General features: G+C 54.1%; 24 protein-coding genes. 8 read left to right on the top strand and 16 right to left on the bottom strand.

Translation table 11 applies throughout. The features are described 5' to 3' along the window. Window positions 1–3: 3 nt before the first annotated feature. The 10 genes from AC4IE8_RS12910 to rpsB form a co-directional block, all read right to left on the bottom strand. The gene (locus tag AC4IE8_RS12910) at window positions 4–519 is read right to left on the bottom strand and encodes an OmpH family outer membrane protein (protein ID WP_083226048.1); all 516 of its coding nucleotides are present in this window, start codon (window positions 517–519) and stop codon (window positions 4–6) included. A 21-nt stretch (window positions 520–540) separates the two neighbouring features. After that, a complete protein-coding gene (gene bamA / locus AC4IE8_RS12905) occupies window positions 541–2,832 on the bottom strand; it encodes an outer membrane protein assembly factor BamA (protein WP_068991271.1) in 2,292 nt (763 codons plus the stop codon). A 147-nt stretch (window positions 2,833–2,979) separates the two neighbouring features. Then, a complete protein-coding gene (rseP, locus tag AC4IE8_RS12900) occupies window positions 2,980–4,350 on the bottom strand; it encodes a sigma E protease regulator RseP (protein ID WP_490791189.1) in 1,371 nt (456 codons plus the stop codon). A 9-nt stretch (window positions 4,351–4,359) separates the two neighbouring features. After that, window positions 4,360–5,556: a 1-deoxy-D-xylulose-5-phosphate reductoisomerase gene (ispC, locus tag AC4IE8_RS12895; protein WP_068991265.1), complete on the bottom strand. Its 1,197-nt coding sequence runs from the start codon at window positions 5,554–5,556 to the stop codon at window positions 4,360–4,362. After that, entirely contained in the window at window positions 5,556–6,374 is an 819-nt protein-coding gene (locus AC4IE8_RS12890; RefSeq protein ID WP_068991262.1) for a phosphatidate cytidylyltransferase, read from the bottom strand. Before AC4IE8_RS12890 ends, ispC begins: the two co-directional genes overlap by 1 nt. Before the next feature lie 10 nt (window positions 6,375–6,384). Further along, a complete protein-coding gene (gene uppS, locus AC4IE8_RS12885; RefSeq protein ID WP_068991809.1) occupies window positions 6,385–7,146 on the bottom strand; it encodes an undecaprenyl pyrophosphate synthase in 762 nt (253 codons plus the stop codon). A 40-nt stretch (window positions 7,147–7,186) separates the two neighbouring features. Next, entirely contained in the window at window positions 7,187–7,744 is a 558-nt protein-coding gene (gene frr, locus AC4IE8_RS12880; RefSeq protein WP_068991258.1) for a ribosome recycling factor, read from the bottom strand. Window positions 7,745–7,746: 2 nt separating this feature from the next. Beyond that, the gene (pyrH, locus tag AC4IE8_RS12875) at window positions 7,747–8,469 is read right to left on the bottom strand and encodes a UMP kinase (RefSeq protein ID WP_068991806.1); all 723 of its coding nucleotides are present in this window, start codon (window positions 8,467–8,469) and stop codon (window positions 7,747–7,749) included. Window positions 8,470–8,590: 121 nt separating this feature from the next. Continuing rightward, on the bottom strand, window positions 8,591–9,478 hold the full coding sequence (tsf, locus tag AC4IE8_RS12870) for a translation elongation factor Ts (RefSeq protein WP_068991255.1): 888 nt from the start codon (window positions 9,476–9,478) through the stop codon (window positions 8,591–8,593). Between the two features lie 90 nt (window positions 9,479–9,568). Further along, window positions 9,569–10,303 (bottom strand): 30S ribosomal protein S2, encoded by a 735-nt coding sequence (gene rpsB / locus AC4IE8_RS12865; RefSeq protein WP_490791221.1) that lies wholly within the window; start codon window positions 10,301–10,303, stop codon window positions 9,569–9,571. A 474-nt stretch (window positions 10,304–10,777) separates the two neighbouring features. Here rpsB and map point away from each other — a divergent pair, with 474 nt between their 5' ends. The 4 genes from map (at window position 10,778) to cysZ (ending at window position 16,247) form a co-directional block, all read left to right on the top strand. Further along, a complete protein-coding gene (gene map / locus AC4IE8_RS12860) occupies window positions 10,778–11,554 on the top strand; it encodes a type I methionyl aminopeptidase (RefSeq protein ID WP_068991248.1) in 777 nt (258 codons plus the stop codon). A 208-nt stretch (window positions 11,555–11,762) separates the two neighbouring features. Then, window positions 11,763–14,417, top strand: a complete 2,655-nt coding sequence (glnD, locus tag AC4IE8_RS12855) for a [protein-PII] uridylyltransferase (RefSeq protein WP_490791188.1) — start codon at window positions 11,763–11,765, stop codon at window positions 14,415–14,417. A 232-nt stretch (window positions 14,418–14,649) separates the two neighbouring features. Continuing rightward, the gene (locus AC4IE8_RS12850) at window positions 14,650–15,024 is read left to right on the top strand and encodes a hypothetical protein (RefSeq protein ID WP_490791187.1); all 375 of its coding nucleotides are present in this window, start codon (window positions 14,650–14,652) and stop codon (window positions 15,022–15,024) included. Between the two features lie 479 nt (window positions 15,025–15,503). Then, window positions 15,504–16,247: a sulfate transporter CysZ gene (cysZ, locus tag AC4IE8_RS12845; RefSeq protein ID WP_490791186.1), complete on the top strand. Its 744-nt coding sequence runs from the start codon at window positions 15,504–15,506 to the stop codon at window positions 16,245–16,247. Between the two features lie 31 nt (window positions 16,248–16,278). On the opposite strand, the gene AC4IE8_RS12840 is transcribed toward cysZ, so the two are convergent. After that, the gene (locus tag AC4IE8_RS12840) at window positions 16,279–17,436 is read right to left on the bottom strand and encodes a pyridoxal phosphate-dependent aminotransferase (RefSeq protein WP_490791185.1); all 1,158 of its coding nucleotides are present in this window, start codon (window positions 17,434–17,436) and stop codon (window positions 16,279–16,281) included. After that, window positions 17,433–18,206, bottom strand: coding sequence for an HAD family hydrolase (locus tag AC4IE8_RS12835; protein WP_490791184.1), 774 nt, complete (start codon window positions 18,204–18,206; stop codon window positions 17,433–17,435). The genes AC4IE8_RS12840 and AC4IE8_RS12835 overlap by 4 nt, the downstream gene beginning before the upstream one ends. 480 nt (window positions 18,207–18,686) lie before the next feature. On the opposite strand from AC4IE8_RS12835, the gene dksA reads away from it, so the two are divergent. Both dksA and gluQRS read left to right on the top strand, forming a co-directional pair. Further along, entirely contained in the window at window positions 18,687–19,127 is a 441-nt protein-coding gene (gene dksA / locus AC4IE8_RS12830) for an RNA polymerase-binding protein DksA (protein ID WP_068991230.1), read from the top strand. Window positions 19,128–19,195: 68 nt separating this feature from the next. Further along, complete coding sequence (gluQRS, locus tag AC4IE8_RS12825; protein WP_490791183.1) at window positions 19,196–20,089, top strand: tRNA glutamyl-Q(34) synthetase GluQRS; 894 nt, start codon at window positions 19,196–19,198, stop codon at window positions 20,087–20,089. Between the two features lie 128 nt (window positions 20,090–20,217). On the opposite strand, the gene yjgA is transcribed toward gluQRS, so the two are convergent. Together yjgA and recJ are read right to left on the bottom strand one after the other, a co-directional pair. After that, window positions 20,218–20,721 (bottom strand): ribosome biogenesis factor YjgA, encoded by a 504-nt coding sequence (yjgA, locus tag AC4IE8_RS12820; protein ID WP_490791220.1) that lies wholly within the window; start codon window positions 20,719–20,721, stop codon window positions 20,218–20,220. Next, window positions 20,703–22,436 carry a single-stranded-DNA-specific exonuclease RecJ gene (gene recJ / locus AC4IE8_RS12815; RefSeq protein ID WP_068991223.1) on the bottom strand — a complete coding sequence of 578 codons (1,734 nt, stop codon included), beginning with the start codon at window positions 22,434–22,436 and terminating at the stop codon, window positions 20,703–20,705. The genes yjgA and recJ overlap by 19 nt, the downstream gene beginning before the upstream one ends. Before the next feature lie 318 nt (window positions 22,437–22,754). On the opposite strand from recJ, the gene AC4IE8_RS12810 reads away from it, so the two are divergent. After that, the gene (locus tag AC4IE8_RS12810; RefSeq protein ID WP_490791182.1) at window positions 22,755–24,497 is read left to right on the top strand and encodes a BatD family protein; all 1,743 of its coding nucleotides are present in this window, start codon (window positions 22,755–22,757) and stop codon (window positions 24,495–24,497) included. A 52-nt stretch (window positions 24,498–24,549) separates the two neighbouring features. Here AC4IE8_RS12810 and AC4IE8_RS12805 read toward each other — a convergent pair whose 3' ends face one another. Together AC4IE8_RS12805 and AC4IE8_RS12800 are read right to left on the bottom strand one after the other, a co-directional pair. Continuing rightward, window positions 24,550–24,882 (bottom strand): SET domain-containing protein, encoded by a 333-nt coding sequence (locus AC4IE8_RS12805; RefSeq protein ID WP_068991220.1) that lies wholly within the window; start codon window positions 24,880–24,882, stop codon window positions 24,550–24,552. Continuing rightward, entirely contained in the window at window positions 24,869–25,114 is a 246-nt protein-coding gene (locus tag AC4IE8_RS12800; protein WP_068991217.1) for a hypothetical protein, read from the bottom strand. The genes AC4IE8_RS12805 and AC4IE8_RS12800 overlap by 14 nt, the downstream gene beginning before the upstream one ends. Window positions 25,115–25,257: 143 nt before the next feature. Between AC4IE8_RS12800 and AC4IE8_RS12795 the strand changes: the two genes are divergently transcribed. Next, window positions 25,258–25,887, top strand: a complete 630-nt coding sequence (locus AC4IE8_RS12795) for a thiol:disulfide interchange protein DsbA/DsbL (protein ID WP_083226043.1) — start codon at window positions 25,258–25,260, stop codon at window positions 25,885–25,887. The last annotated feature ends 66 nt before the right edge of the window (window positions 25,888–25,953 follow it).

Genomic DNA, 25,953 nt, shown 5'->3' with positions numbered 1-25,953 from the left:
GAGTTATTCAGCTTTTCGTTCACGCAGTTTTTCCAACACCTTGTCAGATATGTCGATCTTTTTGCTGAAATAGACCACCCCATCTGAGACGATCAGGTCGATTTTTTCGCTCTTACCCACCTCCTGAATGACCTCACGAACCTGCTGACGCAGCTTCTTGAACTCCTCATTCTGACGCAGGTTCAGATCCTCACGAAACTCTGTCTGGGCATTTTTCAGTTTGCGACTGCGACTGAGGATATCACGCTCAAGACGCTTGACTTCGGACTCACTCATCACCGAACCGTCCCGCTGCAGTTTCTCCTCCAGCTGCTTGAGCTGCTTCTGTGAGGCCAGCAAGTCTTTCTCACGCCGGGAAAACTCTGTCTGCAGGCGCTCCCTCGCAGTTTTGTATTGCGGTGATTCTTCAAATACCTTGGTGGCATTGACAAAAGCAATGCGATACTCCTCAGCGTAGGCACTACCGGCAGCAAAAATCGCCAAGCTCAAAGTGATTAGTAAAAAACGTATTGAGTTCACCCATCGACTCCCTAATTAATTTTAGAATCCGCTACCAATTCGGAATTGAAGCGATTTAGTCTTGTCACCCTCTTCCTCCTTCAGCGGATATCCCAAACTGAACGAGAGTGCACCTACCGGAGAAAACCAGGATAACATCAGACCCGTAGAAGCCCTAAATCCATCCCACTTGATCTCCTCGTCATTCGCCAGATCGAAGACATTGCCCACATCGGCAAACAATCCGGCTCGTACTGTATCTTTGAAGTCGTCACCAAAGATCGGGAACAGTAACTCGATCTGTCCCACGATTCTAGCATTTGCGCCTATCGCATCGTCTTCTGAATCTTTCGGACCCAGGGTATTCTCTTCGAAACCCCTGACCGAACCTATGCCACCGGCGTAGAAATTTCGATAGAAAGGCAACTCTTCGTTATTTCCGTAACCGTCACCATAACCCAACTCACCATTCAGTTTTAAGGTCAGGTTGTTGGTTAAGGGGAAATACTGGGCATTCCGATAGCTGACGCGGTAATACTGAAGATCACTGCCCGGTGTGTTCAATTCCGTGGTAAAGACCTGACGACCACCTTTGTTCGGAAAGATTGCCCGATCCCGGGTGTCCCGGATCCAGCTACCCACCAACTCAAAATCGGAGAATTTCGTTCCATATTTCTCTTCGAAGTCCTGAATTTCATCCGAGGCCGAGTCGGCGATGAAAAATTTCGTATTTTCATAGGCCAGACTGAATCTCAGGCGGTCGTACTCGGATACCGGCACACCGAAATTGACCCCCAGACGCCCTACATCGGTGGAGTAGCTGGAGATATTCAGCTCTGAAAAGTCGGTCTCCCGATAGCTCAATTCATAACCCTGACTGACCCCATCGATGGTGTAGTAGGGATCGGTATAGACAATCGTCACCTTCTTGGTCGCATCACTGGTGTCAAAACCGGCGCTGACCCGGTTACCGGTGCCCAGAAAGTTGTTCTGGCTGATACTGGCATTGAACAACACGCCCTGGGTCTCCGAGTAGCCGACACCGGCGCTCAAACTGCCCGAAGCGGCTTCTGTGACGCTCAGATTGACATCCACCAGATCCGTGGTGCCGGGTACCGCCGGGGTCTCCATATTGACGTCATTGAAGAAGCCAAGCCGTTGCAGACGCTCTCGGGAGAGCCGGGTCTTCTCCCCGGAGAACCAGGCGGATTCCATCTGCCGCATCTCCCGGCGCAAGACCTCATCGCGGGTTGTGGAGTTTCCGGAGATATTGATATAGCGGACGTAGACCCGTTTACCCGGATCCACGAAATAGGTAATCGCCACCTTGCGGTTCTCTCTGTCGATATCCGGAATACTGTTGACGTTGGCGAAGGCATAACCCGCATCGGAGTACTTTTTGTTCAACCGCTCTGCACTGGCGGTGACCCGCTTACGCGAGAACACCCCACCCCGGCGCAAGTGAATCAGCGGAAACAGCTCCTCTTCCGGCAGCTCAAGATCACCGGCCAGTTTGATATCGCTGAGGGTGAATACATCCCCCTCATCGAGAGCGATGGTAATGTAGATATCCTTCTTGTCCGGGGTAATCGATACCTGAGTCGATTCGATTTTAAAATCGATATAGCCCCGGTCCAGGTAGAACGAGCGCAGGGTCTCAAGGTCACCGGCAAGGGCCTGTTTGGAGTATTTGTCCCGGCTGGAGAAGATCGCGTACCAGGCAGGCACTCCCAGCTCGAATTCATCCAGCAGATCATCATCTTCATAGGCTGAATTGCCGATAATGTTGATGTTTTTAATCCGCGCCGTCAGTCCTTCTGAGATCTCGATATCGATCCCCACCCGGTTACGCTCAAGCGGGGTCACCTCGGATTTGATCTTGACGCCGTATTTACCACGGGAGAAATATTGCCGGTTCAGCTCCTGTTCGACCTGTTCCAGCAGAGCACGCTTGAAGACCCGACCCTCGGCCAGCCCAACATCCTTCAGCCCGGCCATCAACCGTTCCGTATCGAGATCCTTGTTACCGGTAATGTCGATCTCAGCAATCGCCGGCCGCTCATGCACGAAGACGATCAGCACATCCCCTTCACGCTCCAGTCGAATTTCCTGGAAAAAGCCGGTTTTGTGGAGGGCACGAATGATCTTCGCGGTGTTCCCCTTATTCACTTCATCACCGGTTTTCACCGGCAGATAGTTAAAGACCGTTCCCGCTGAGATGCGCTGAAGCCCCTCGACACGGATGTCCTGGACGACAAAAGCGGCGGCCAATTGCGGAAACAGGGCACCGGCAGACAGCAGTAGAGTGATAAAAATCCGCAAGAAAAATGGCATTATGGTTTGAAACAACAGAGTTTATTCATTATTCGGCTGCCTGTTGGCAGAAATCTCCGACAAGTCAGCAATGTCACAAAGGGCGTAAGTATAAGTTATCTTACAGCTTCAGGATACAGAGCTATCCCCTTGAACGGATACGAATGGCTACCCCAGAAAACGGTTCAGGTCGACATAAAAAGCAAGACTCATGACACCGAGCAGAATCAACAGGCCGATTTTCTGTCCCTGCTCCATAAACCGATCGGACAGGGGCTTACCCTGAATCGCCTCGATCAGGAAATAAAAGAGATGACCGCCGTCCAACACAGGGATGGGCAAAAGGTTCAACACCCCCAGACTGATACTCACGACAGCGAGAAACTTAATAAAATAGACCAGGCCAAAACTCGCTGATTTACCAGCAGAATCAGCAATCGATATAGGGCCGCTGAGGTTTTTGACCGAGACCTCGCCGATGATCATTTTGCCGAGCATTCTCAGCATCAGCACCGACAGATCCCAGCTCTTGCTGACCGCCTGCCCAACCGATTCCAACGGTCCGTAGCGCACAATCGCCCGATAGTCGTCCCACAGTTCACTCGGTATCTGTTCAACCCCGGCACCGATCCGTCCGTAAGGCTCGCCCTGATCGGGATTAACCGTTTTCGGCGTCACCTCGATGATCAGCGACTCTCTCTCCCGACTGACCTCGATCAACATCATCTGACCTGGCCGCTCCCGAACATAGCTGACCCATTCGACCCAATCGGTAACCGGTTGATCATCAACCCGAATGATCCGGTCTCCCACCTTCATGCCAGCCTTGTCAGCCGCTTCACCAGCCACAATCTCACTTATCACCGGTGGAATCTCTGGTCGGTCAGGGGTCAATCCCAGATTAGTCAGCAATTGCCCCTCTTCCGCCATTGTCGCAAGATCCTGGCTTGGCAGCAGCAGTTGACGCTCACCCTGCTGAGGATTGGACACTCCGATCTGCAGGATATCCTTATCCAATGCCTGAGAGAGCATCGCATAGACCACATTCTCCCAGGTGGGGGTGGCTTTACCGGCAATCGAAGTAATCCGGTCACCAACCACAAATCCGCTCTGCTGCGCCAGGGACCCCTCCTCCACCTTACCGACCAGCGGTTTGAGGCCGGTATCACCGGTCACGAAAATCAGCCAGAAGGCAAAGATTGCAAACAGGAAGTTGAATAGGGGACCGGCAACCACAATCGCGCTGCGCACCGGCAGCGACTGGCGGTTGAACGCCTGATTCTGCATCGCCTCGGGGACTGGCGCCTCCCGTTCATCGAGCATTTTCACATAGCCACCGAGTGGAATGGCCGCAACGACGTACTCTGTACCATCCACCTGACTGGTCTTTTTCCACAGCGGCTTGCCGAAGCCGATGGAGAAACGCAACACCTTGACGCCCAGTTTACGCGCCACCCAGAAGTGGCCGAACTCATGCACAGCGATCAGGATTGCCAGTGCAACTAGAAACGAGATGATGGTGAAGAGTAGTGAATTCATTATGTCTAATCAGCTGATACCGCAGCTTGAGACCCTTTTCTGCACGACTTGTTCCGCCATATTTCGCGCCTTCTGGTCCGCTTCCAGCAGGCTCTGCAGATCCGTGACCTGCTCCACCGGCTGCTGTTGCATGGTCTCCTCGACCACTTCGGCGATTCCGGTAAAACCGAGACGTTGATTGAGAAACGCATCCACCGCCACCTCATTGGCCGCATTCAGCACCGCACTGGCGGTACCGCCACTCTGGATTGCCTGATAGGCCAGGCCCAGGCAGGGAAATCGCTGAGGATCCGGTGGCTCAAAATCGAGACGGCCGATCTGAAAAAGATCCAGGCTTTCAACCCCGGACTGAATCCGCTTCGGCCAAGCCAGTGCATGGGCAATCGGTGTCCGCATATCCGGCTGTCCCAGCTGGGCGAGCACCGAGCCATCCTCATACTCAACCATGGAGTGGATGACACTCTGGGGATGCAACACCACCTCGATCTTATCCGCCCCGGCCTGAAACAGCCAGTGCGCCTCGATCACCTCCAGCCCTTTGTTCATCATGGTTGCCGAGTCGACTGAGATCTTCCTGCCCATCTCCCAGTTTGGATGAGCACAGGCCTGATCTGGAGTGACATCATGCAGTGCTTCCACCGGGGTTTCACGAAACGGCCCACCGGATGCGGTCAGCAGAATACGCTTCACTCCGGACTGCGCCAGATTACCCTGGTAGTCCTCCGGCATGCACTGGAACACAGCATTGTGTTCACTGTCGATGGGCAGCACCAGTGCATTGTGAGCCTTCACTTCCTGCATGAACAGGTCACCGGCCACCACCAACGCCTCTTTATTCGCCAGCAGCAGACGTTTGCCGGCCCGCACAGCCGCAAGCGCCGGCAACAATCCGGCCGCACCGACGATTGCCGCCATCACATAGTGGGCCTGCGGCATGGCTGCCGCAATCTCCAGGCCGCGCAACCCGGAGAGCACTTCTATCGGCAGTCCGCGCTGATTCAGCCCTTTCGCCAACTGGTCGGCACAGTGAGGATCGCCCATCACCGCAATCTTCGGCTGAAACCTTTCACACTGGCTCAGCAGCCCCTCCACATCCCGATTGGCGGTCAAGGCGACAACCTGGTACTCATCCGGATGTCTGGCCACCACATCCAGGGTGCTGATGCCGATCGAGCCAGTCGATCCCAGAATCGTCAAACCTATCATCACGCTTCCCCCAACAGGGTCAGGCCGAAGAGAAATACTGGAGCCGCGGCCGTCAGACTATCGATACGATCCAACATACCACCATGTCCGGGTAGCAGGGTACCACTATCCTTCATTCCCCGTTGTCGCTTCAACAGACTCTCGAACAGGTCTCCGACCACCGAGGAGAGCATGGTAACCAGACAGAGAAGCAAGATCAGTATCGATTTCAGAACAGAACTCTCCAGCCACCAGATTAGAACGACTCCACACAACAGGGCGCTGCCCATGGCCCCATAGACGCCCTCCCTGGTCTTGCCCGGGCTCACCTGGGGCGCCAGCTTATGGCTCCCCCAGCGATGCCCAGCAAAGTAGGCTCCCACATCCGCACTCCAGATCAGCATCAGAACAAACAACATCAAACCGGGGCCGAAGCCGGGTATCTGATGCAGGGTGATCAGCGCAAGCCAGGGAGGAAGCAGCACAACGATTCCCTCCAGGCCTTTCAACAGCGAATGATCGGAGGGGGTCTGATCCGCCCGATAACGCATGATCCGCACCAGCACAAAACACCACCAAACAACCGCAAAACCGGTGATGACAGGAATCCATGATGGGGGCATCAAAAAGTAGCTGCAACCTAACAGTAGCAGCATCAGCAGCGTATAGAGCAGTTGTTGGGGCAGATTGGTAAAACCACTCAGTCTGGCCCATTCCCGACTACCCACCAATACCACGACGGCGAGAAGCAGGGCCACATAAGTGGTTGGCAGCAGCAGAACTGAAGAGATGACCAGAGGGGCCAGAATCAGGGCTGTGATCACACGCTGCTTCAGCATAGCGGACGGCTCAAGAGGCTTCAGCAGTCTGTCCCTGAACCTGCTCTCCGGTACGACCGAAACGACGTTGTCGGCCTGAATAATCCTGAATTGCCGCATCCAGGGCCTGGTCATCGAAGTCCGGCCAGAGCAGATCAGTGAAGTAGAGTTCGGTATAGGCACACTGCCACAACAGGAAATTGCTGATCCGTTTTTCACCGCCGGTGCGAATGAACAGATCGGGTTCCGGAACCCCGGCAAATGAGAGGTGCTGTGCCAGCGCCTGCTCATCGATCTGTTCGGCGGAGAGCTCTCCTGATGCGACCGATTGCGCCAGGCATCTGGCAGCCTGGGTAACATCCCAGCGACCACCGTAGTTGGCAGCCACCTGCAACAGCAGGCCTTGGTTGGATGCGGTCTGCTGCTCTGCTTCGGCGATCTGCTGCTGCAGCTTTTTGGAGAATGCGCTGCGATCGCCAATCACTTTGAGTTTGACCTGATTACGGTCGAGACGTTTGATCTCTTTCCTCAAGGAGCGGATGAAAAGATCCATGATCAGATTGACCTCTTTGGCGGGCCGCCGCCAGTTCTCGCTACTGAAGGCAAACAGGGTCAGAACCGGTATCTGGCGCACCACACAGGCTTCAACCACCCGACGCACGGCATCGACACCTGCCGGATGACCAGCGTAACGCGGTAGGCCACGCTTTTGCGCCCAGCGGCCATTGCCATCCATGATAATCGCTAAATGCCGAGGCAGTTCTGCGACGACAGTTTCGGGGTCCTTTGTCATGCCGCTTGTCATAGAGGTTTCATTGGGATCTTCAGGAGGATCAAATCTCCATCAAGTCCTTCTCTTTCTCCTCCAGCAACGCATCAACCTGCTTAATGTGTTTGTCTGTCAGATTCTGGATCAGTTCCTGCCCACGGTGTTCATCATCCTCTGAAATCATCTTCTCTTTAACCAGATCCTTGAGATCATGGTTGGCATCGCGCCGGATATTGCGCACCGCAACTTTAGCCTGCTCAGCCTCCTGGCGGACGACTCGAATCAGATCCTTGCGCCGCTCTTCGGTTAATGGAGGCATTGGCACCCGTAAAACCGAACCGGCACTCATCGGGTTGAGCCCCAGATCGGACGTCATGATCGCCTTCTCCACAACCGAAACCATGTTCTTTTCCCAGGGCACCACAGTCAGCGTGCGAGCATCCTCGACATTGATGTTCGCCACCTGGCTGATCGGTACATCCGATCCATAGTAATCGACCCGGATATGATCCAACAGACTGGGATGGGCGCGGCCGGTACGCACCTTGGCCAGTTCATGCACCAGGGACTCTACACTCTTACCCATACGGGTTGACGCATCACTCTTAATATCATCAATCATAGTCAGTCGCCTTTTTCCACCAGGGAGCCAATTGCCTCTCCACGCATCAAACGCATGAGAGCACCCGGGTCGTTGATATTCATGATCCGCAGGGGCATGCCATTATCCCGGCACAGAACGATTGCCGTGGCATCCATGACCTGAAGGTTTTCCGCCAAAGCGCGATCGTAGGTCAAACGGGGATAGAAGGTTGCCTGGGGATCTTTCATCGGGTCGGCTGAATAGACACCATTCACCTTGGTCGCCTTGATCAGCAGATCCGCTTTAATCTCCACCGCTCTCAGGCTGGCAGCGGAGTCAGTGGTAAAGTAGGGATTGCCGGTACCTGCCGCGAGAATGGCAACCCGACCCTGTTCCAAGCTACGCCTGGCATCTCTCGCGGTAAAGGATTCGCAAACATCGGGCATGGCAAGCGCCGAGTAGACATCGGCTTCCACGCCCAGGCGGGAGAGCATATCCTGCATCGCCAGTGAATTCATTACGGTGGCCAACATACCCATCTGATCGCCCCGTACCCGGTCAAAGCCACCCTGAGCCAGACCTGCACCACGAAAGATGTTACCGCCACCGATCACAACCCCCATCTGAATGCCGGCATCGATCAGATCCCTGATCTCCTCAGCAACCCGCTGAAGCACGCCAGGATCAATACCGAAGTCCCCCTCTCCCATCAGGGCCTCACCACTCAGTTTCAGCAAGATGCGTTGGCAAATTAGCGCACTCATATCATCCCTTTCCTGGGGTCTGTTATTAATGGTGACCAGCCATCGCAGTGGCTGGCTGTGGAAAGGCATCGGTTTGCGATGGATGCCTTCCCACTAGGCCCATGGGCTTGGCGCAGAAAACTCAAGACATCTTGGCTTGAGCCATGACCTCTTCAGCAAAGTTTTCCTGCTTCTTTTCGATACCTTCACCGACTTCAAAGCGTTTGTAATCCACAATCTGTGCATTTTTGCTTTTCAGCAGCTTTTCCACACTGGTATCCGGATCCTTGACGAAGGCCTGACCCATCAAGGTGTTCTCTGCGAGATACTTGCGCATCCGGCCTTCGACCATTTTGGTAATGATCTCATCCGGCTTGCCGCTCTCTTTGGCCTGAGCGGTGACGATCTCACGCTCTTTGTCCATCATATCCTGTGGCATCTGCTCCGCAGAGAGACAGATCGGATTGGTTGCCGCAATATGCATCGCCAGATCGCGTCCCAGCTCATCATCGCCGCCGTCGAGCTCAAGCACCACACCGATACGAACGCCGTGACGATAGCTGACCAGCTTACCGGATGAGGCATTGAAACGGACGAAACGGCGTACATTCATGTTTTCGCCGAGTTTTGAGACCAATGCCTCACGGGCCTGATTGACTGTGGTCTCTTCGCCTTCATGCAGCGGTTGCTCCATCAGTGCGGCGACATCGTCTGCACCACCGGCCAGAACACGCTCTGCAACGGCCTTTGCGAAGGAGGTGAAATTGTCGTCCTTGCCGACAAAATCCGTTTCACAGTTGACCTCAACCATTGCACCCTGGGTACTGTCATCGTTGAAGCTCAACACGATGATACCCTCAGCTGCGATACGGCCCGCTTTTTTGGCCGCCTTCGCCTGACCGGATTTGCGCATCTGCTCGATGGCTGCATCCACGTCGCCATTGGACTCAACCAATGCCTTTTTACACTCCATCATCCCTGCGCCGGTACGATCACGCAGCTCTTTCACCAGAGAGGCTGTAATTGCCATAATACGCCTACCTATAATATTTAAGTACTAAAACTGTCTTACAAGAAATGCTGACCGGACTCCGGGGAGTCCGGCCACTTTGCCGATGGATCAGGCCTGATCAGGCGCTACCTCGACAAACTCCTCGTTACTATTCGCTGCTACATTGTTTGCGGCGCTGGCGCGACCTTCCAGAATTGCGGCCGAAGCACCCTGCACATAGAGCTGGACTGCGCGAATCGCATCATCGTTACCCGGAATCACGTAATCGATATCATCCGGATCGTTGTTGGTATCCACCACGCCGATCACTGGAATACCCAGTTTGCGGGCTTCAGCCACAGCATTCTTCTCGTGGCCAACATCGATGATATAGAGAGCATCGGGCAGACCGTTCATGTTCTTGATACCGCCGAGGCTGCGCTCCAGCTTCTCCAGCTCGCGGCTCAATCCGAGCGCCTCTTTCTTGTTGAAACGCTGCTCAACACTACCGTCTTCGAACATCGCCTCAAGCTCTTTGAGTCGCTTGATGGACTGTTTGATGGTCTTGAAATTGGTTAGCATGCCACCCAACCAACGATGGTTGACGAAAGGCATACCACAACGCTCCGCCTCTTCGCGTACCACGGACTGTGCCGCACGCTTGGTGCCGACAAACAGAACTTTGCCGCCGTTGGCGGAGAGGGAACCGATGAAATTCATCGCATCCTTGAAAAGGGGCATCGTCTTTTCCAGATTGACGATGTGGATCTTATTGCGATGTCCAAAGATGTAAGAACCCATTTTCGGGTTCCAGTAACGGGTCTGATGACCAAAATGTACGCCTGCCTCAAGCATCTGGCGCATTGATACTTCACTCATGAGTGACTCCTGATATGTATCGGGTTAAACCTCCACATATCCCATAATCCAACCTTATGATACTGATTAATAAGCAAAACTTAGTAATACTCAGTATCTTCCAAGGCACCCAGGACCATGTGACGATATGTGTGTGTTTTCTACCCGCGAGAATAACCCTAGGGCCTCCGCGGACTTGGGATGCTGAAGCGTTTGCGATTCAGCGGGGCGTTTTATACCATAACCGGCTTGTTGCGACAATCTTGCCGCACCCGCCATTCCCTTTTAACCTGAATCCGAGGGTTGATGGCGAGTTCAGAGTGTAAGCTATTGATTCCCCAGTGGAATCAAACAATCTTAGCTCCACCCATAGGTTAAGCGGGCATTTTTTGAACCGCTGGGGAAGCAATAGCTTGCGCTATGTGCCGTCATGAACCCTCGGATTCAGGTTTAACTTCCCGGACTTTCAAGCGATTTCACATGGGCGTCACAATAAAAACAGCGCAAGAAATAGAAAAGATGAGACAGGCCGGCAAACTTGCGGCTGACGTACTGGAGATGATTGCTCCTCATGTACAGCCTGGCGTGACAACCCTGGAGCTGGACCGCATCTGCCACGACTACATCGTCGACCAGCAGCAGGCCATTCCGGCACCGCTGAACTACCGAGGCTTTCCAAAGTCGATCTGCACCTCGGTCAATCAGGTTGTCTGTCACGGAATTCCCAACGAAAAACGTCTGAAAAAGGGCGATATCGTGAACATCGATATCACCGTGATCAAGGATGGTTACCATGGCGACACCAGCAAGATGTTCACCGTCGGCCAACCCTCAATTCTTGCCAAGCGACTGATCGATGTCACCCAGGATGCCTTGTGGCTGGGGATCAATAAGGTAGAGCCTGGCTGCCGGCTCGGCGATATCGGTCATGCGATCCAGACCTTTGTCGAGAATCACCACTATAGTGTGGTCAGAGAGTATTGCGGCCATGGTATCGGCAAGGATTTCCATGAGGATCCCCAGGTGTTGCACTACGGCCAATCCGGCACCGGCATGGTTCTGCAGCCCGGCATGTGCTTCACCATTGAGCCGATGGTCAATGCCGGCAAACAACAGGTCAAATTAAAGCAGGACGGCTGGACCGTGATCACCCGGGATCGCAGCCTTTCAGCGCAATTCGAACACACCATCCTGGTTACCGAGAGCGGTTTTGAAGTGCTGACTCTGCGCGAGGAAGAGCGGGAAAGCCGCTGCTGACCGGGAGTAAATACCCTGCAGAGCCTGTCTTAATCAAGGTCCTGAAATCCACCGCAGTGAGTTAACCGCGAATTAACGCCAATCACCGCAAAATGCCGCGAATAATTATCCCATCGTGGCCTCGATTTGCGCAGATTCACGATAATCAGCGTTGATTGGCGGTTAATTCTCTTACAGCCTGAGCCTCACTGCCTTTATACTGAGTAATATGATTGATTATGCCGCCCTGAGAGAGGCGTTCACCCACGACGTCTCCCCAATCCAACCCTGTAAAGACTATCTGAAACGCTACGTTGAGGATGTCAATGAACGCTTTACCACTGGACAGACACCCACCAGTGAGCTGGTTGCCGAGCGGGCCGATCTGATCGATGAGATTCTGAAACAGGCCTGGAAGCGTTTTTTTTCCGACCAGGCGGCGGCCTCCCTGGTTGCAGTCGGGGGCTATGGCCGGGGGGAACTCCACCCTGCCTCGGACATCGACATCATGATTCTGCTGGAGCATGAGAGTCAGTTTGAATCCTATGAGGACCAGCTGCAGCAGTTTCTGACACTGCTCTGGGATATCGGCCTGGAAATCGGACAGAGCGTTAGAACCATCGATGATGCGGAACGTGAGTCCAAGCAGGACATCACCGTCATCACCAACCTGATCGAAGCACGTCTGCTGACCGGCTCCGTAGCACTTTACGAGAATATGCGGCTGGCAATCGCTCCCGACAGGATGTGGAACAGCGATGAGTTTTTTGAGGCGAAATGGAATGAGCAGCGTACACGCCACACCAAGCAGGGCTGCAGCCTGAGTAATCTCGAACCCAATCTTAAAGAGAGCCCCGGTGGTTTGCGGGATATACAGATGATCGGCTGGGTCGCGAAACGCCATTTCCAGATCCATGACCTATACGACCTGGTCAAACATGAGTTTCTTACCGAAGCCGAGTACCAGACCCTGATCGAGGGACAGAACCACCTCTGGCGGGTTCGCTTTGCTCTGCACCTGCTGACCGGACGTTGTGACGACCGGCTGCTGTTCGATCATCAGCGTACCCTCGCCAGTTATCTTGGTTATGACGCCGATCACGCCAACCTGGCTGTCGAGTGCTTCATGCGAGACTACTACCGCACGGTAATGGAGCTCAGTCGTCTCAACGAAATGCTGCTGCAGCACTTTCAGGAGAGCATTCTGTTGAAAGACGAGCTCGGTGAACCGGTCGAGCTCAATCAGCGCTTCCAGCAGCGCAGTCAATTCCTGGAAGTCACCGACGAAAGCGTCTTCAGGCGCAACCCTAACGCACTGCTGGAAATGTTTCTGGTGATGCAGGAACACCCGGACCTGATCGGGGTCAGAGCCAGCACCATACGCCTGATCAGAAACCATACCTATCTGATCGATGAGGCGTTTCGCCAGGATATCCGGGCGCAGAGCCTATTCATGGAGATTCTGCGTCAGCCAGTAGGGCTCACCAGAGTATTACGACGAATGAATATCTACGGGGTTCTGGCGGCCTATATCCCGATGTTCGAAAATATCGTCGGGCGCATGCAATACGATCTGTTCCACGTCTATACCGTCGACGAACACACCCTGATGGTGGTTCGCAATATCCGCCGATTGAGTGTCGACCAATTTGCAGATGAATATCCCTTCTGTACCCAGCTGGCCAAAACCCTGCCCAAGGAAGAACTGATCTATCTGGCCGCCCTGTTCCACGACATTGCCAAAGGCCGTGGTGGCAACCACTCAGAGCTGGGAGCCGTAGACGCCTACGATTTCTGTCGCCTCCACCACCTGAGTGAATATGACAGCCAATTGGTCAGTTGGCTGGTGCGCAACCATCTGGTGATGTCGATGACGGCACAACGCAAAGATATCACCGACCCGAAGGTGGTTCAGGAGTTTGCCGCACTGGTCGGCGACCTGAACCGACTGACCTATCTCTACCTGCTCACCTTCGCTGACAGCCGCGCCACCAATCCGGATGCCTGGAACTCCTGGAAAGATTCGCTGCTCAGGGATCTGTTCAATGCCACCCGACGGGCACTGATTCGCGGTCTGGAGAACCCCCTCGCCCAGGAGGAACTGATTCAGGAAAAACAGCAGGCCGCACTGCATCAGTTGAAAAACCAGCAGGTTGATGAAACGGCGGTGCGTCAGCTCTGGTCCACCTTTACCCATGAGTATTTCCTCACCCATTCACCGAATGCCATCCAGCGGCACAGCAAATCCATCCTGCAGGCCCCTGCGGACGCCTTTCCGCTGATTCAGATGCGTCAGACCCAGAAGCGGGGAGGAACCGAGGTGCTCTATTACGGTATCGACAGGGACAACCTGTTCGCCGTGACGACCACCCTCCTCGACCAGCTAACCCTCTCGATCGTCAATGCCCGGGTAATGAGTACCTCAAACGGCTTCTCACTCAACTCCTATCTGGTTCTCGAACAGGATGGCTCACCGGTTGAATTTGGTCTACGTAGCGAGGAGATCGTCAACACGCTGCGAGAGGGGATATGCCAGGATGGTGACCAGCCACTCAGCGTAAGCCGGAGAATTCCCAGACAGAACAAACACTTCGATAACTCGACAGCAATCTATTTCACCCAGGAACCCACCCTGGAACGCACCATCATGCGGCTGGTCACCCTGGACCGACCCGGCTTACTCTCTGATGTAGGGCAAGCCTTTGCAGAATGCAATATCCGCTTGCAGCACGCGAAGATCACCACCCTGGGTGCCCGAGTAGAGGATATCTTTTTCATTACAGATCGACAGAACAAGCCTCTATGGTCCGATTCCACGCTCGATTGCCTGAAAAGCGCCGTCATGAACCGTATGCCGGAAGCCACTGAACAGGCGGAAAACTGAAGCAGATCACACCGGTTCCATAGGCTCTGGAACTATCATGGACGAGGGCCTTGCTGAATCCAATTGACCGAGCGGGCCATGCGGTCGATGTTGAACGTTGCTTTGTATCATTTCAGTGGGCGCACCGTAAAACCTGCTTCCGCTAAAATGAGCACATAACCGTGCTAAAGCCACTTTGTGATGTAACATCTCAACAACGGATTCTGGCAACACAGAACAGCGGTAGGAAACCATGAAAAAATCAGCACTCTACACACTAGCGGTATTCGCCTCTGGGCTTACTGCCTGTGGAGATGGTGGTGGGGAGGATGACAATACCTCTGTTGATCCATCGGATAATCAGGTACAGCAGTTGATCTGGGTTGCCCCATCCACCAGAACGGACGGCAGCTTCCTGGACCTCAGCGAGCTTGCTGGATATAAAATCTATAGTGGCCCATCGTCAAACAATCTGGAGTTGATTGCCGATATCAAGGATGGCCTCACAACCGCTTACTATCTCTCCAGCATGAGGCCCGGCCGTTACTTTTTCGGAATTGCGGCCTACGATACCGATGGCCGGAATGGCCCGATCTCTGAACGTATCGAGAAAACCATTACAGAATAAAAAACCTGATCAGATAATCCGTTTTTCTTGAATCACTCAAGCATCGGTAGAGTGGGCAGTAGCTTTCATCGATGATGAAATCGTTATCGGGACTGACGGGGACGGCACTGTGGTAGCAACTACCTACGATATCAACATAGCTGAACTCTCCACCTGGTGTGTTCGTGTCCTGCTGGACATAAAAGCCATTCAACTCATCACCCTGTGCGGTGAGTTTGAGTCTATTGTGAATTGAATCAATCTTTTGAGAATGCTTCGATCGATTGTCTTAAAGAAGCCTCTACTGCATTTCAGACTGTTTTATTATCCAATCTGAGGCACACTCTCCGAATTGTAAAAAAGTGTATGGCACTCCTCGAATCGCTGCCAAAGATTTTTCTGATCGTTAGAATCAGTGTACTCTCCGAGCAAATCAGAATCAGTTATTGGCTCTCCCTTATCCACATTTCATCCAGATCAAGCAATCCAGGTATTCATAGATGAAGAGCAATCCAATCTCCGGTGTCGGCTATCTGTTAGAAGGTTTAAAGTTACTTTTCAAACCGGGAATCAGGCCCTTTGTTTTGATCCCGTTACTCATCAATATTCTGGTATTCAGTCTGCTGGTCTGGGTAGGTGTCGATCAATTCGAGCAATTGATGGATCGTTTTCTGCCCGATGATGAGAGCTGGCTGGCCTGGCTTCGCTGGCTGTTGTGGCCACTTTTCGCGATCGCCATCATTCTGGTTGTTTTCTATACATTCACTGTCATTGCCAATCTGATTGCATCACCGTTCAACGGCCTGTTGGCTGAGAAGGTGGAACTCTATCTCGGCGGTAAACTTGGCGATCAACCCGCTGGTGCAAAACAGATCATGAAAGAGGTATTACCCTCACTACTCTCTGAATTACGCAAACTCTTCTATTTTCTGCTTCGCGCCATACCCCTGTTGTTACTGTTTCTGATTCCTGTGATCAACCTGGCAGCCCCCTTTCTCTGGATACTCTTCAGCGCCTGGTTTCTTGCCCTGGAATATGGCGACTACCCGATGGCCAATCACAAGCTGCCTTTCAAGGAACAACATCAACGCTTAAAGCGGGCACGGATGACCTCGCTGGCGTTTGGCGGCGGCCTGACCGCGATGATGATGGTACCCCTGCTGAACTTTCTGGCCATGCCGGCCGGGGTGGCCGGCGCCACGGTATTCTGGCATCAGCAATTACAAAAGATGCCGAAGTTGTAGCCTGCGCCTGTGAACAGGCCCTAGTGGGCCACTAGGCAAGAAAACGGGCGATCCGTTGCACCCCTTCCTGCAGCTGATCCATTGCAGTGGTATAGGCAAATCTCAAATAGGATTCAGGCCGGTTGAAACCGAAATCGAGACCCGGGGTGACGGCAACGCCTGCCTCATTGAGCAGCTGTTGGGCCAGCTTTTGACTGTCACTGGCGTGCTCTCCACAGCCGGCATAGAGATAGAATGCACCTTGGGGGGTCACCGGCAGAGAGAAACCCAGCTCCCGCAGTGCCGGCAGCAGAAAATCCCGCCGCTGCTGGAAGGCCAGGCGTCGCTGCTCCAGAATCGAAATCACCTCTGGAGAAAAGGCACTCAAGGCGGCCATCTGCGACAGGGTTGGTGCAGAGAGAAACATGTTTTGCGCCAAACGATCGAGTGGATCGATCATCTCCTCGGGGGCAACCATCCAACCCAATCGCCAGCCGGTCATGGAGAAATATTTTGAAAAACTGCTGATCACGCAGATCTCGGAACTGATATCCAGGGCGGTATTTGCTTCAACACCGTAGGTCAGGCCCAGATAGATCTCGTCAACGATCAGTACACCACCCAATTCGGTCACCTTGTCATACAGCTGTCGCAGCTCGGCTTCAGCCAGCAATGTACCGGTGGGATTGGAGGGAGAGGCGATCAGAACCGCTTTGGTGTCATCCCGCCAGGCCTGCTCCACCAAGTCGGCGGTCAATTGGTAGGCGCTCTCCTCCCCGACCGGCACCCCCACGGGTATCCCATCGACCATCGAAACAAAATGGCGATTGCAGGGGTATCCGGGATCGGCCATAAGAACCGATTCCCCCGGATTGATCAGCACATTCATCAACAACTGCAACGCACCGGATGAGCCGGGTGTCACGATCACCTGATGCGGGTCCACATCGACCCGATATTTGCTTTTATAGTAGGCGGCAATCTTCTGACGCAACTGCGGCAAGCCGGTAGCCGGGGTATAGTGAACATTGCCGCCGCTGAGGGCCCTCTGCGCTGCCGCAACCACCGGTTCCGGGGTTGGATAGTCGGGTTCACCGATCTCCATATGGATGATCGAACGGCCCTGAGCCTCCAGCTGACGCGCTTTTGCCAGCAGATCCATCACGTGAAATGGCGCGATTTGCGCCATGCGCCTGGCGATCTCGGTCATTTCACACCAAGTCCATGGAGTGCTCGCAGCATCTCGATATTGGTGTAACTGAAATCACCGACACTGCCGTTCAGGCGCTGGAAAGGCTGATCAGGTTCACCCAGCTGGTCGATGATCAGGCTGGCGCCGGTAAAATCATCCTCCACGGTATAGCCATTGGTCGTCACCAGAATGGTATCAATCGAGGCGCGACTCGCCGACTGAACCCCATTATGGGAATCCTCGAATGCCATACAGACCTGTGGCTTCAACTTCATCTGCTGCATGGCCCAGATATAGATATCCGGCGCCGGTTTTTTCGCTGGTACGATATCGCCTGCCGCAATCACTTCAAACCAGGATTCCGCGTGCGGATCCAGACTGTGCTGCAGCAGCGCACTGACATTTGCCGGTGTGGTGGTGGTGGCGATTGCCAGGCGCATACCCTGCTCTCTCGCCTCCTGCAGTAACCTTTTGACACCGTTTCGCACAGGAATCATGCCCTCCGCAAGCATCCTGGTGTAGTGCTCGGTTTTTGCGGCGTGCAGCCCGGCTATGAACTGATCCAGCTCCGCCGGACCTTGAAAAGCGGTATTGTAGTTTGCCAGATAGTGGCGGATACGCTCCTTGCCGCCGGTTACCGCAAGCAGTTTTCCATACAGCTCCACAGACCACTCCCAATCCAGTCCGGCCTCTTTGAATGCCAGATTGAACGCGACCCTATGACCATCTCTCTCGGTGTCGGCAAGGGTGCCGTCCACATCAAATATCAATGCCTCTAATTCAGCCATTTTCACACCTTCATCATGTACAACCCGGGATGATTACCCCGATGGCGGAATAGTGTAACAACAAAACCGGAGTTGCTCGCACATGATCAAGTGGGGTAATTGATGCTGCGATTTCCCCGCTAAGTGTCAGGGTTTAGCATTTTTCTCGATTACCTCCCGGATATTCCGCCGAATGTACCGAAGTAATCCGGTCATTCAGCGGCTCAATCCATCGATAACAAATGACGCAAATGCCTGCTCTAGATCAACAACGAAGCATCTACAGGGAATGTTATTCCTGCTCTACCTTTATTTTTTCTGAATTTTGGCCAACCTTATTGATGGAAGAGAGAACTTCGCAATTGGCTGTTAATCGCCTTACACGGATGAGCGCCCTGTGCACCAACTCAGTGCCCGATTCTTGATTCTGGTTTAACCATGTATTGTGTCGTTCTCCCCTTTCTGGTATAGATATGCGCCTTCACGTAAGAGGTACCATGAATGGCCCAGAAGAAAGCCACAGCTAAAGGAGCTGGATCCTTCGGCATCGATCCCTATGAACCCGCTAAGGGTGAAGAGTATATGAGTGAGGGGCAGGAGAACCATTTCCGCTCCATACTTGCTGCTTGGAAAGCCAATCTGATGCAGGAGGTCGACCGTACGGTTCACCATATGCAGGATGAGGCTGCCAATTTCCCTGACCCGAATGACCGCGCCACCCAGGAGTCTGAATTCAGTCTTGAGCTGCGTACAAGGGATCGGGAGAGGAAACTGATCAAGAAAATCGATGAAGCCTTGGAGCAGATCGATAACAAAGAGTATGGCTATTGCGAGTCCTGCGGCATCGAGATCGGCATCCGCCGGCTGGAGGCCAGGCCGACTGCCACCCTCTGCATAGACTGTAAGACGTTAGATGAGATTCGTGAAAAACAGATGGGCTGACGCTGATCAGGTTTTTTCCAGTAAAAAAACCGGCGCAAGCCGGTTTTTTGCGTTATGGATAGGGGACGATGAGCCGTAGCACCTATCGGGGACGCTTTGCGCCATCACCGACGGGAAAACTCCATTTCGGCTCCCTGGTCGCTGCCGTTGGCAGCTTTCTCGATGCCCGCCATCACAAAGGTGAGTGGCTGGTGAGAATTGAAGACCTGGATCGTACCCGGGAAATCCCCGGGTCCGCAGCGGAGATCCTCTCCAGCCTCGAGGCTTTCGCTCTGCACTGGGATGGCGAGGTGATCTATCAGAGCCGGCGCACGGCAAGCTATGCCGAAGTGGTTGAACAATTGCTTGCCGCTGACCTGGCCTATCCCTGCAGCTGCTCCCGTAAAGAGATTCATGAACGTGCTCGGATCGGCCCGGAAGGCCCGATCTACCCGGGAACCTGTCGATCCGAAAAAAAACCGGGCATTGCCACAAACAGCATCCGGCTGGTGACCGAGGATCGGGAAATCCTGGTAGAAGACAGATTGCAGGGGAAGTTTCGGCAGAATCCTGGAACAGAGATCGGCGATTTCGTGATCAGACGGGTGGATGGCTATCACGCCTACCAGCTGGCCGTGGTGGTGGATGATGCCTGGCAGAAAATCACCGATGTGGTGCGTGGCGCCGACCTGCTCAGCTCAACCCCCAGGCAGTGCTACCTGCAACAGCTGCTCGGCTTGGAGCAACCCAACTATCTACACCTGCCGCTGGCAGTCGATCAAAGTGGGCGTAAACTGAGTAAACAGGATCGGGACAGGCCGGTGGAGCCGAAAGATCCCCTGAGCTCCCTGCTCAGTGTCCTTGCCTTCCTGCAACAGCCACTGCCTCCGGAGCAGCCGGAGAGCCCAGAAGCACTCTGGCAATGGGCGATTCCAAGATGGCGGACCGAGTCTCTAAGGAGCGCGAGCTCAAGCGGGCTCTGACTCCTTATGCCGGCAAGTGGCTCAACTGGTTTGACTGACGGCACCGCCAATAGGACATTGCGGTTCCTGCAGTGGCCGGATCACCTGGTACTGACCAACTGAATAGGAGAGATTCCATGACAGGGACACTATAGCCCGGACACTTCTCGCAGATACTTGAACAATTTGCGGAAGGCCTGAGGGGAACCACCCTTCTCCTGCTCCCGCTTGGCCGCTTGAATCAGCTGTCGAAGATGTTGACGGTCGGCATTTTGATACTCCGCCAGAAAAGCACCGAACGCTTCGCTGTCCCCCTCGATCAGGCGATCCCGCCAACGCTCGAGATTGTGAAACTTTGCAACCGATGCCTGATGTTTATTGTCCAGCTCATCCACCACCTGGTGGATCGCATCCAGATCTTCCTGTTGCAACAGTTTACCCAGGCGCCGGTAGTGCCTGCGCAGGGCATTCAGCGATTTGATCCGTTTTGCCTCCGCCAGGGCGGCCAACATGGTTTCACTCAGTGGCATTCTACCCAGCTGGGTCGCTGACAGACCGGTCAACCGCTCACCCAGTTTCTGCAGGGCGAGCATTTCACGTTTGATCTCGCTTTTGCTCGGCCCCTCGTCCTGCTCTAGTTCGTCGTCTCGAATGTCGATGCTATCTTCTCCACAATCAATTGCGCGCTCTTCTGACCACGAAATTCGTTCACATCCAGTCGGTAGGCCAGCAACACCTGCCCGGCAGGATCAGACAGCGGTGGCTGATTGAAGGCAATGGCATCGATCAGCCACTCACCACTGTCATCCCCCAGCACCAGCTTCAGATGGTGCTCGGCAACCACTCTCTGCTGCTTCACCGCAAACCGCCCCTCAAACATCGGCTCAGGAAATCCCTGCCCCCAGGGACCACCGGCGCGGATCTGTTCCGCCAGACTGAGATTCATCTCCTCCTGGCTGAGAACACCGTCGGTCAGTATAACCCCCTCGAGCAACTGGGGATCCAGCTGCTGTTCAAGCGTTTGCTCAAAGGCGTGTTTAAAATCGTCAAACCTTTCCGCAGAGAGACTCAAACCAGCGGCCATCGCATGGCCACCAAAGCGTTTGATCAGACCGGGATTGACGCTGTCGATGCGCTCAAGTAAGTCGCGTATGTGCAGCCCGGCAATGGAGCGGGCCGAACCCTTGATTATCCCGGAGCCGGCATCTGCAAAAGCGATTACCGGGCGATGATACTGCTCCTTGATCCTCGATGCGAGAATCCCGATCACCCCCTGATGCCAGCTCTTTTCGTAGAGACACAAACCCTGGGCCAGGACACCGTCGGCAGATGGCAGCTGCTGCTGCAACAGGCTCTCTGCCTGCTGCTTCATCTGTTGCTCGATCGCCCGTCTGGCATGGTTGAGCCGGTCCAGTTCGGCCGCGATGGCGGTGGCCGAATCAATACCTTCACTCAACAGACACTCGATACCCAACCCCATATCGTCGAGACGACCGGCGGCATTCAGCCTGGGACCCACGGCGAATCCCATGTCTGAAGCGACCACACGCTGATAGTTGCGCTTGGCCACGGCCAACAGCGCCAGAATTCCGGGCCTGCAGCGTCCGGCGCGAATCCGTTTCAAGCCTTGCGAAACCAGTATCCGGTTATTTCGGTCCAGCGGCACTAGGTCGCTGATGGTGCCCAATGCGACCAGATCGAGCCAATCTGCCGGTTGCGGGTGTTTCAGCCCCTGCTGCTGAAACCAGTCATTGGTTTTAAGCAGATTGTAGAGCGCAATCATCACGTAGAAGATCACCCCAACACCGGCCAGATAGGGGCTGGGAAAATCGTCATCCGTCTGGTTCGGATTGACGATCACGGCGGCCTCAGGCAGCTGTTGCCCCGGCAGATGGTGGTCGGTGATCAAAACCGGAATGTCCAGAGAGTTGGCCCGCTCAACCCCACTGAGACTGGAAATGCCGTTATCCACAGTCACAATCAGACCTGGACTGCGTGGTGAGGCCAGGTCGACAATTTCCGGACTCAGGCCATAGCCGAACTCGAACCGGTTGGGCACCAGATAGGAGACCTTATCACTACCGAATGCCTGCAGAGCGAGCACCGAGAGTGCGGTACTGGTCGCCCCATCTGCATCATAATCGCCGATAATGACAATGGGCTCTCCAGCACGGATGGTCTCGAACAGTAGCTCAGCTGCGGCTTCCACCCCTTTCAGCCGGGACACTGGACAGAGTTGTGACAGGGCCAGGTCGAGCTCTTCCTGCCGGGTCAAACCCCTGGCATGGTAGATCCGCTGCAGCACCGGGTGGATCTCTGCTGAAAACCGGTGAGGCTCTGACGGTTGATTTCTTGCTTGGATTTTCACTGAGTTATTATTCTGCCTGGCACGATATTTCCGTTTCAGAGTCGTTCTGTGCGATACCTAACGGCCTAAGGATATCAGAGTAAAAACTCTGTAAAATCCATTGGAAACTTATGTTTGCCACCCCCATCTAAAGGGGTGACCTTGAACCTGTCACGAATGCACGATTATAGGGCAAGCGAGCCTGAGTTGTGCCTGTGCAGGTCTTTAAGCAACACTCACAGTCACCCCGCTGCAACCCGGTAGTGCTGAAACAGAGGGTTTCCACAGCATACCAGCCAGCAGCCGGGTAGGATGGAAAACCGCAATACAACCAGGACTATGCCAGAGTTTTTAACAATCAACACCGCTCATCTTGCCCGCCTGATGGTGTTTCTGCTGTGCCTTCCGGCAGGCTTACTTCAAGCCCAGGTGCAGAGCCGGCTCTCCCACCAGGTAACCGGCCTGGATCAGCCGGTACGGCTGACCATAGAGATCGATGGCGGAGAGGATCTCTCTCCCAATCTCACCCCCCTAGAGCAGGATTTTGAAATTCTCAGCCGCTCCACCCAGCAGAGCATCTCGGTAATCAATGGGGAGATGACGTCAAAGCGTTCCCTCAACCTCACCCTGCTGCCGTTACGCAGCGGCAGTTTGACCATCCCGGCAATCGAGGTTGGTGACCAAACCACACAGCCACTGCCGCTGCAGGTGGAGCAAAAGTCCCAGGAGGAGGCACAGGCAACCAGGCAGGCACTGATCGAACTGAGCCTGAACAAGGATTCCGCCTATCTCGAAGAACAGATCCTGCTGACCCTCAAGCTCTACCAGGCCAAGGGAGTCCGGGGTGAGTCCCTGGATCCGCCTGTACCCTCCCTGGACAACACCCAGATCAGCCTGATCCATGAGGATCGCTACAGCAGCCGCAAGGATGGGGTGGACTACCGGGTGGTGGAGCGAGTCTACGCCCTGTTCGCACGCCAAACCGGCACGCTGACACTGAATGGGGTCAAATTTCGAGGCCGATCAGGTGGCAGCCGGGATCCCTTCAGTTCCTTTTTCAGCAATGGCTTTCCTTCACATCAACAGTCCGGGCGTATCATTCGAGCTGAATCCGACCCGGTCTCTCTGGAGATACTGCCAATTCCACAAGGATTTACCGGCGAACGCTGGCTACCGGCTGAAAATCTGCAGATTGTGGAGAATGGTATCGACGACGAGATGGCGCTGGCCGGCAATCCGATCACCCGGCGTGTGATGATTATCGCCAACGGAGTGATGTCGAACCATCTGCCAAGCATTGAACAGAGCATGCCAAGCGGACTCAAGCTCTACCCGGAGAGCCCACATCTGAATGACAAGCCGAATCGCTCCGGTATCAGTAGTTCACTGCAGCAGAGCCTGACCCTGATCGCCACGGATCCGGGTACTTACACCCTGCCCCCGATCGAGATTCCCTGGTGGAATACCGAGACCCGCCAGCAGGAGATTGCCAGATTGCCCGCCAAGGAGATCAGCTTTATGCCGAATCCGTCCGGGATGGCTAATCAGGCTCAGCATTCGGCCGCAGCACAACCCAGTGAACAGAGTCTGAGCGTAGAAAAAACAATCAGCGCCAGCCCGGAGTCTGCTGACGATTTCCCCTGGTTGGCCACCCTGTTCGGATTGGCCTGGCTGATAACAATCAGCGCCTGGTGGTTCAGCAGTCGACAGAAGCAACCCACCAAGCCGATGGCAATCAAAGAGCCCAACCAGCAGAGATCGAATCAGCCAGAGCTGGAAAACGTCCTGCAGCAGCTGACCGACGCCTATCAGGCCAAGGATGGGCAAGCGGCGAGAGATGCCTGGCTCCACTGGGCCCTGCTCAGCTGGCCCGACAACCCGCCCAACAACCTCAGCAGACTGGCCAGACGCTGCCATCCGGATCTGGCAAAGGCAGTAAATGCTCTGGAGAGGGCCATCTACAGCCCTAATTCTGAAATCAGCTGGTCGGATTATGAGATTCTGAAGCTGATCGAGGCAAAGGACGCCAGCCAATCCGCTGATAAAGCCGAACAGAATCTACTGATACCCTTGAATCCCTGACAGCTGGTGGCTGACCTCGGGCCTGTCGCCGAACCGAAGACGAGAGGGGAGCCTACTCCTCTTCCCAGCCTCCATAATCGAAGGTGATCTCTTCGTTGGCTTTGATGTCCTTCAGTGCGAACAGATCGAAGCCATCAAATTCAGCATTACCCTGATCATGATGGTTGAGATAGCGAAGCAGATTTCTACCGCTACGGCCGACCGGTTGCTTGTCATCTTCAAACACCCAAAGCACATAGGTGCCGTCCCGCTTCGCTTGCGGGCCCTCATAGGTTCCTATGTAGTCCCCTTTGGCAATGGATACCTTGGCAAACAGTCCATTACCGTGTATCCGGGAGGGAGCTTTATAGACGATATTACCGAGTCTTATTTTACTGTTTGCCATCTTTGATACCGCTTCGCTGATTATCTTTGGGAGAGCCGATCGGGCAACTCTCTCCATATACCGCCATGATGGCGCGCAATTCTTTCAAGACTTTCTTTCTTGAAAGGTCGTCTAGAACCTTCAATTCGGGTAATATAACGCCCTGTTCCAACAACTTAATGTCATCACGGACTGATCTGCAACCCTTCTGGCAGAGTATCTCGATATAGTGATCTATCTGATTATTTCCCATGAATCACAACTCGCATAGGATATTTCAAGTTGATTTGCGTCAATTCGCCATACCGTACCGGGAACCATACTGCTATTCAAATTTCTAACAGGTTTCAATAGGATTTGATCCTATCAACATTACAACAAACTGAAGGACAGATTATGCCCTTGATCAACCGACTGACACTACTTTTTCTTATTGTTACCAGCCAAACACTGTACGCCGCCGAATGGGGCGAGGGATATGATCCGGTGGATCCGCCGGTGGCCACTTCCGTTGCGGATGGCAAGGTGGAGGTTCTCGAGTTCTTCTGGTACGGATGCCCTCACTGCTACCACATGGAACCCGATCTGGAGAGCTGGCTGAAAGCGAAGCCGGAAAATGTGGAGTTTGTCCGCGTGCCTGCACCACTGAACAGTCGCTGGACCGCCCACGCACAGTTCTTTTACACCGCCGAAATCCTCGGTTTGACTGAAAAACTGCATACCCCCCTGTTTCAAGCCATCCACGACAAGAAACGCAAAATTTACGACAAGAACGCCCTGATCGACTTTGCGGCGGAACAGGGTGTGGACAAACAGAAGTTCACGGAAGCCTGGAACTCCTTCGGTGTCTACGTAAAGGTTCAGAATGCGAAGAAGCTGGGGCAGCGCTACCAACTGGATGGAGTACCTGCAATCGCGGTCAATGGTAAATATCTGACCAGCGGTAGCCGGGCCGGCTCCTACAGCAAAATGTTCGAAATCGTCAGCCAGCTGGTTGCCGGTGAGAACACAAAACCGGCCCAGTAGGCCGTATCAGAGTTACCGGGTTGATCGCAGCTGATCAAACCCGAGCTTTAGCGACACGCTCCCGAC

This window comes from Candidatus Thiodiazotropha sp. AKAK2 (genome assembly GCF_058244685.1).
The sequence above is the reverse complement of the archived record's forward strand: the minus strand, read 5'-3'. Positions and strand labels throughout refer to the sequence as shown.